Source organism: Thioalkalivibrio sp. ALE11 (assembly GCF_000381205.1).
Taxonomy (GTDB): Bacteria; Pseudomonadota; Gammaproteobacteria; order Ectothiorhodospirales; family Ectothiorhodospiraceae; genus Thioalkalivibrio.
The window spans coordinates 363,601-370,000 of the sequence record NZ_KB906164.1 but is presented as its reverse complement, the minus strand read 5'-3'; the positions used below and the strand labels follow the sequence as shown (position 1 = coordinate 370,000).

The window sequence follows — 6,400 nt, the reverse complement described above, 5'->3', positions numbered from 1 at the left end:
CATAGGGAAACCGAGTCTTAATAGGGCGTTCAGTCGCTGGAAGTAGACCCGAAACCGGGCGATCTATCCATGGCCAGGGTGAAGGTGGGGTAACACCCACTGGAGGCCCGAACCCACTAATGTTGAAAAATTAGGGGATGAGCTGTGGATCGGAGTGAAAGGCTAATCAAGCTCGGAGATAGCTGGTTCTCCTCGAAAGCTATTTAGGTAGCGCCTCATGTATCACTTCCGGGGGTAGAGCACTGTTATGGCTAGGGGGCCATCCCGGCTTACCAAACCATTGCAAACTCCGAATACCGGAAAGTGCGAGCATGGGAGACACACGGCGGGTGCTAACGTCCGTCGTGGAAAGGGAAACAACCCAGACCGCCAGCTAAGGTCCCCAAATCATGGCTCAGTGGGAAACGATGTGGGAAGGCAGAGACAGCCAGGAGGTTGGCTTAGAAGCAGCCATCCTTTAAAGAAAGCGTAATAGCTCACTGGTCGAGTCGGCCTGCGCGGAAGATTTAACGGGGCTAAAGCCATGTACCGAAGCTGCGGACCTGCTTTGCAGGTGGTAGAGGAGCGTTCTGTAAGCCTGCGAAGGTGTGTCGAGAGGCATGCTGGAGGTATCAGAAGTGCGAATGCTGACATGAGTAACGATAAGATGGGTGAAAAACCCATCCGCCGAAAGCCCAAGGTTTCCTGCGCAACGTTAATCGGCGCAGGGTTAGTCGGCCCCTAAGGCGAGGCAGAAATGCGTAGTCGATGGGAAACAGGTTAATATTCCTGTACCTCGCGTTAATGCGATGGGGGGACGGAGAAGGCTAAGTGATCCGGCTGTTGGTGCCCGGTTCAAGCATGTAGGGAGTACTCCTAGGCAAATCCGGGGGTACATATCCTGAGATGTGATGACGAGCTCCCAAGGGAGCGAAGTCACTGATGCCCTGCTTCCAGGAAAAGCCTCTAAGCTTCAGTTAACGTGAGACCGTACTCCAAACCGACACAGGTGGGCAGGGTGAGAATCCCAAGGCGCTTGAGGAAACTCGGGTGAAGGAACTAGGCAAAATGGTACCGTAACTTCGGGAGAAGGTACGCCTCGGATGGTGACGGGACTCGCTCCCCGAGCTGTTCGAGGTCGCAGAGACCAGGCCGCTGCGACTGTTTACTAAAAACACAGCACTCTGCTAACTCGAAAGAGGACGTATAGGGTGTGACGCCTGCCCGGTGCCGGAAGGTTAATTGATGGGGTTAGCTTCGGCGAAGCCCTTGATCGAAGCCCCGGTAAACGGCGGCCGTAACTATAACGGTCCTAAGGTAGCGAAATTCCTTGTCGGGTAAGTTCCGACCTGCACGAATGGCGTAACGATGGCGGCGCTGTCTCCACCCGAGACTCAGTGAAATTGAAATCGCAGTGAAGATGCTGTGTACCCGCGGCCAGACGGAAAGACCCCGTGAACCTTTACTACAGCTTCACACTGAACTTTGAGCTTGTTTGTGTAGGATAGGTGGGAGGCTTTGAAACCGGGACGCCAGTCTCGGTGGAGCCATCCTTGAAATACCACCCTTGCAAGTTTGGGGTTCTAACTCAGGCCCGTTATCCGGGTCGAGGACCGTGTGTGGTGGGTAGTTTGACTGGGGCGGTCTCCTCCCAAAGAGTAACGGAGGAGTGCGAAGGTACCCTCAGCGCGGTCGGAAATCGCGCGACGAGTGCAAAGGCATAAGGGTGCTTGACTGCGAGACAGACACGTCGAGCAGGTGCGAAAGCAGGTCTTAGTGATCCGGTGGTTCTGTATGGAAGGGCCATCGCTCAACGGATAAAAGGTACTCCGGGGATAACAGGCTGATACTGCCCAAGAGTCCATATCGACGGCAGTGTTTGGCACCTCGATGTCGGCTCATCACATCCTGGGGCTGAAGCAGGTCCCAAGGGTATGGCTGTTCGCCATTTAAAGTGGTACGCGAGCTGGGTTTAGAACGTCGTGAGACAGTTCGGTCCCTATCTGCCGTGGGCGTCGGAGATTTGACAGGATCTGTCCCTAGTACGAGAGGACCGGGATGGACGCACCTCTGGTGTTCCGGTTGTCACGCCAGTGGCATTGCCGGGTAGCTAAGTGCGGAAGGGATAACCGCTGAAAGCATCTAAGCGGGAAACCCACCTGGAGATGAGATCTCCCTGGAGCTTCGAGCTCCCTGAAGGGCCGTTGAAGACGACAACGTTGATAGGCTGGGTGTGGAAGCGCGGTAACGCGTGAAGCTAACCAGTACTAATTGCCCGTGCGGCTTGACCATATAACACCCAAATGGTTGTTGGTCTCTTCTGACACATCACCTAGTTGCATTCCGAATTTGGACAGTGAGCGCTGTCCAGCCAGTTTGCCTGGCGGCTATAGCGAGCAGGAACCACCCGATCCCATCCCGAACTCGGAAGTGAAACTGCTCTGCGCCGATGGTAGTTAGGGGCCTCCCCTCGTGAGAGTAGGTCACCGCCAGGCATTTACACCGAAAGCCCGATTCCTCTTGCGAGGTGTCGGGCTTTTTTTATGCCTGATTTTGTGCCCGTGTGACGCCGGACGATCGGCGGGAGGTGGCTGTGGCGAACAAGCGGACGGATGGTGGCCTGGTGGTCGTGGGCCTGGTGCTTATTGCCGTGGGGGCGTATGCGCTGCTGGGGCAGCAGGTCCATTTCTCGCCGATCGCCCCCCGTGAGGATGGCGGGTTTGGCGGGTGGTTCGCGACCGTGGTGGGCGTTGTGATGATCCTTGGCGGGCTGTATTTCCTGCGCGAATCGCGGAAGTAGCCATCGGCAGCCAGGGGGCGGCTCCCTAGAGCTCGCGCCAGCTGAACCCTTCTTCCTGGGTGGCGAGTTCCATCTCGGTCGGGGCCGCGCCGACGCCCTCTGCAAGCGCTTTCCGGGCGTGGTCGGGATGGTTGTTGTCGCTGGACAGGTGCATCCCGATCAGGGAGCGCAGCTTTCGGTTGTCGGCCCGCCGGAGCAGGTCACGCGCCGCGTGATTGGGGAGGTGGCCCCATCCTCCGCGAATGCGCTCCTTGAGACGCTCGGGGTACGGGCCGGCCTGGAGCATATCCGGCTCGTGGTTGCATTCGAGCAGGAGGCCGTCGGCCCGGGCGGCGATCTCGACCATGTGGGGCGTGACATGGCCGGCATCGGTCATTAGTGCCAGCTCGCGGTCGCCATCGGACAACGTGAACTGCGTGGGTTCCCGCGAGTCATGCGGGACGGTGAACGGAATCACCCGCAGGTCGCGGATCTCGATCGGCGAGTCGCTGGTGATTTCCAGGGTGCTGGGGAAGCGATTGTCACGGGCGGCACGGATGGTGCCGTGGGAAGCGTATACGGGGATTCCGTGGCGTCGGGAGAACGCCCCGGCGGCACCGATATGGTCACCGTGCTCGTGCGTGATCAGGAGCGCGTCCAGCTTGTCCGGCTGCAGGCCGGCGCGCGCGAGTCGACGTTCGGCCTCCTGCGCGGAGAAGCCGCAGTCGATCATGATGCAGGTGTGGCGGGCCCGAACGACCAGTGCGTTCCCGCCGCTTCCGCTTCCAAGAGAACAGTATTGCAGCATGCCGACAGCGCCGGTGCTCGGTGATCAGCGGCGAAAGCCTTCCTCGATCCGTTCGAGGAGGAATCGGGTGTCGTCCTCGTCCAGCGGTTCGCCGTCGATGTCCCGTGCACGCAGGAGGGACTGGCCGTTGTCCGCGGAGAGTTCGAGCCGGTAGCGCGTGTCTGCGCGGCGGTCACCGCGACCGAACAGGCGGCTGAAGAAGCCACCTTCGTCTTCGTCGGCGCTGTCGGGGCGATAGGTGACTTCGTGCACGCCGCTGCGGCGGTCGCGTTCGTCGACGAGGAGGCCGGAACGGTCGAGGCGCGTGCCGAGGTGCCGCCATACCTGGTCCGTTTCGCTGTCAAAGCGAAGAACCAGTTCGTCGCCGACATTCTCGATGCGAGCGCCCGGCACCCGCTGGACCTCGGATTCGTCGGCGCGCTGACCGCCTTCGCCGGGGTCGCCGGTGAGCAGGAACAGGCGCAGACGATTGAGCATTTCCGCCTCCAGTTCCGGATCGGAGGGGCGGGAAACCCAGAGGAAGCGTTCTTCGCCCACGGGCTGTTCTTCGGCCCCGCGATGGGTGATGTAGACTGCGGTGCGACCGTCGTCCTCGCGTTCGACGCGCAGGCGGTACCGGTCACGGGTGTTCGAATCGTAGAGACCGCCAATGGTCCGGGCGATGAAACCGCGGGTGCCGCTGAACGGGATACCGGCGCGGTCTTCGGCCCACTGGGTTTCCATGATGCCGACTTCCGGCTCGTTGCGTTCCAGCGGCAGGTTCTGGCTGTCCCAGAACGCGGCCAGGCGATTCCACAGGTCGTCCGGGTCGGTATCGACCGTCAGCCAGCGCGTATCGCCGTCACGCCAGATCTGTACATCGCTGTCTTCGGGCAGGACCCGGACCTCGCCGGCTCGCGGCGCCAGGGTGCCCGTTCCGCCGGGTGTGCCGGTCTGTCGGGTATCGGGCTGCTGCATCTCGCGGGCGCTGACGCGTTCTCCCGGCGCGTCGGGGACGCGGTAGCCGTCGCGGCTGTCGGGGGCACTGAGCTCGGGCGGAACCTCGAGGTCAGGGGCCTGACGGGATTCCTGATATACCGGGCCACGGTCATCGGTACCGGCGCAGCCGGCGGTACCCAGTGCGAGGGCGACGGCCAGCGGCAGCGCCGCGGGCAGGTAAGCGCGTACGGTCGTACGAGCGGAAAAGGACGAAAAACGGGTCATGAACGGTTCATACCTCGATGCCGGCCTGGCGCATGGCGTCCAGAACCGGGGCGTGAAACGGAGCTGAAAGCGGTGTCAGCGGGAGGCGGATGCCTTCTTCCATCATGCCCATCTGCTGAAGTGCCCATTTGACCGGGATCGGGTTGGCCTCCAGGAACAGGGCCGAGTGCAGCCCGTCCAGCTGGCGGTTGATCTCGCGGGCTCGTTCGGCATCGCCTTCGCGCACTGCCCTGCACATCTCCGACATCAGACGCGGCGCGACGTTCGCCGTGACCGAGATGACGCCGTGGCCACCGGCCAGCATGAAGGCAAGTCCGTTGGCATCCTCGCCGCTGAACAGGTCCAGGCGGCTGCCGACGCGTTCGACCAGCTCGGCGGTGCGCTCGTTGCTTCCGGTGGCTTCCTTGATGCCCACGATGTTGGGCACCCCGGCCAGGCGTTCGACCGTTTCGGGCAGGATGTCGACCGCCGTCCGGCCGGGCACGTTGTACAGGATCTGCGGGATGTCCACCGCCTCGGCGATGGCCTTGTGATGCAGATACAGGCCTTCCTGGGTGGGCTTGTTGTAGTAGGGGGCGACCAGCAGGCAGGCATCGGCACCGGCTTCCTTCGCGCACCGGGTCAGGGCGATGGCCTCGCGGGTGGAGTTGGCTCCGGTTCCGGCAATGACCGGGAGCCGGCCATCGATGGTGCGCACGACGTGCGCGATGGCCTCGCAGTGTTCGTCGAAATCGAGGGTGGCCGATTCGCCGGTGGTGCCCACGGCGACGATGGCGTCGGTACCCGACTCGACATGGAATTCCAGCAGCCGATCCAGCGCTGGCCAGTCCAGGCTGCCATCGGCGTGCATCGGGGTCGCGAGCGCGACCATGCTGCCTTGAAACATCGCCCCCTCCAGGACAAGTAATGGTGCAGTCTAACGGGGGACTGACAGGGCATTCAAGAAAGCGCCGCGTTGGCCTGTACCCGGGGAGGTGATATGTTCCGGCATCATGATCCACGCGATGCGCCATTGCCGTTCGCCATCCTGCTCGCCGGTTGCAGGAGGCCGGGCCCGTGGCTGAGGTCGTCGGGGCCGGTACGCACACCGAGCTGGTGCTGAGTCTGCTGGGGCCGGACCGGCCGGGCCTGGTGACTCAGGTGACCCAGCACGTTGCCGAATCCGGTTGCAATCTGGAAGCCAGTCGCATGGTGGTGCTTTCCGGCTACGCCTGCATGGCGGTGACCGCCAGCGGAAACTGGAAGACCCTGGCGACCCTAGAAGGGCGGCTGGAACGTCTGGAACGCGAGAGCGGGCTGGTGGTGACCGCGCGTCGCGGGCCGCTGGCAGAGTCGGGCGAGGCCGCCATGGCCTATGCCGTGGACGTCATCGCCCTGGATGCCCCGGGGCTGCTGCACGGCCTGGCGAACTTCTTCGCCACGCGGGGCGTCAACCTGCGGGATGTACAAAGTCGCGTCTACACGGCGCAGCAGACAGGCGCCCGCATGTTCGCGGCGAACATCGTGATCGACATCCCGGCCGCGCAGCATCTGGCGACGCTGCGGGGCGAATTCATGGACTTCTGCGACGAACTCAATCTCGACGGGGTGCTGGAGCCGATCAAGGCCTGAATGCCGCCCCGTCCCCGACC

5 protein-coding genes and 2 rRNA genes (1 of these 7 cut by a window edge) are annotated in these 6,400 nt (G+C 62.4%); 4 read left to right on the top strand and 3 right to left on the bottom strand.

The annotated features are described in order from the left end of the window. From F620_RS0101780 to F620_RS0101770, 3 genes are all read left to right on the top strand, one after another. Nucleotides 1–2,271, top strand: a 23S ribosomal RNA gene (locus F620_RS0101780); it begins 608 nt to the left of the window's first position. Between the two features lie 87 nt (nt 2,272–2,358). Then, nucleotides 2,359–2,474, top strand: a 5S ribosomal RNA gene (gene rrf, locus F620_RS0101775). Between the two features lie 98 nt (nt 2,475–2,572). After that, on the top strand, nt 2,573–2,779 hold the full coding sequence (locus F620_RS0101770) for a hypothetical protein (protein WP_018870626.1): 207 nt from the start codon (nt 2,573–2,575) through the stop codon (nt 2,777–2,779). Nucleotides 2,780–2,804: 25 nt separating this feature from the next. Here F620_RS0101770 and F620_RS0101765 read toward each other — a convergent pair whose 3' ends face one another. From F620_RS0101765 to dapA, 3 genes are read right to left on the bottom strand one after another with little or no spacing between them, the layout of a single operon-like run. After that, nucleotides 2,805–3,566: an MBL fold metallo-hydrolase gene (locus tag F620_RS0101765; protein WP_026331280.1), complete on the bottom strand. Its 762-nt coding sequence runs from the start codon at nt 3,564–3,566 to the stop codon at nt 2,805–2,807. Between the two features lie 24 nt (nt 3,567–3,590). Beyond that, nucleotides 3,591–4,769 (bottom strand): outer membrane protein assembly factor BamC, encoded by a 1,179-nt coding sequence (gene bamC, locus F620_RS0101760; protein WP_019569248.1) that lies wholly within the window; start codon nt 4,767–4,769, stop codon nt 3,591–3,593. Nucleotides 4,770–4,776: 7 nt separating this feature from the next. Continuing rightward, nucleotides 4,777–5,655, bottom strand: a complete 879-nt coding sequence (dapA, locus tag F620_RS0101755; RefSeq protein ID WP_018870623.1) for a 4-hydroxy-tetrahydrodipicolinate synthase — start codon at nt 5,653–5,655, stop codon at nt 4,777–4,779. A gap of 170 nt (nt 5,656–5,825) precedes the next feature. Here dapA and F620_RS0101750 point away from each other — a divergent pair, with 170 nt between their 5' ends. Then, complete coding sequence (locus F620_RS0101750) at nt 5,826–6,380, top strand: glycine cleavage system protein R (RefSeq protein WP_019021385.1); 555 nt, start codon at nt 5,826–5,828, stop codon at nt 6,378–6,380. Nucleotides 6,381–6,400: the final 20 nt, after the last annotated feature.

Excerpts from the sequence above, each read along its gene's own strand:
- dapA (WP_018870623.1), bottom strand. The coding sequence starts at position 5,655 with ATGTTTCAAGGCAGCATGGTCGCGCTCGCGACCCCGATGCACGCCGAT.
- F620_RS0101765 (WP_026331280.1), bottom strand. The coding sequence starts at position 3,566 with ATGCTGCAATACTGTTCTCTTGGAAGCGGAAGCGGCGGGAACGCACTG.
- bamC (WP_019569248.1), bottom strand. The coding sequence starts at position 4,769 with ATGACCCGTTTTTCGTCCTTTTCCGCTCGTACGACCGTACGCGCTTAC.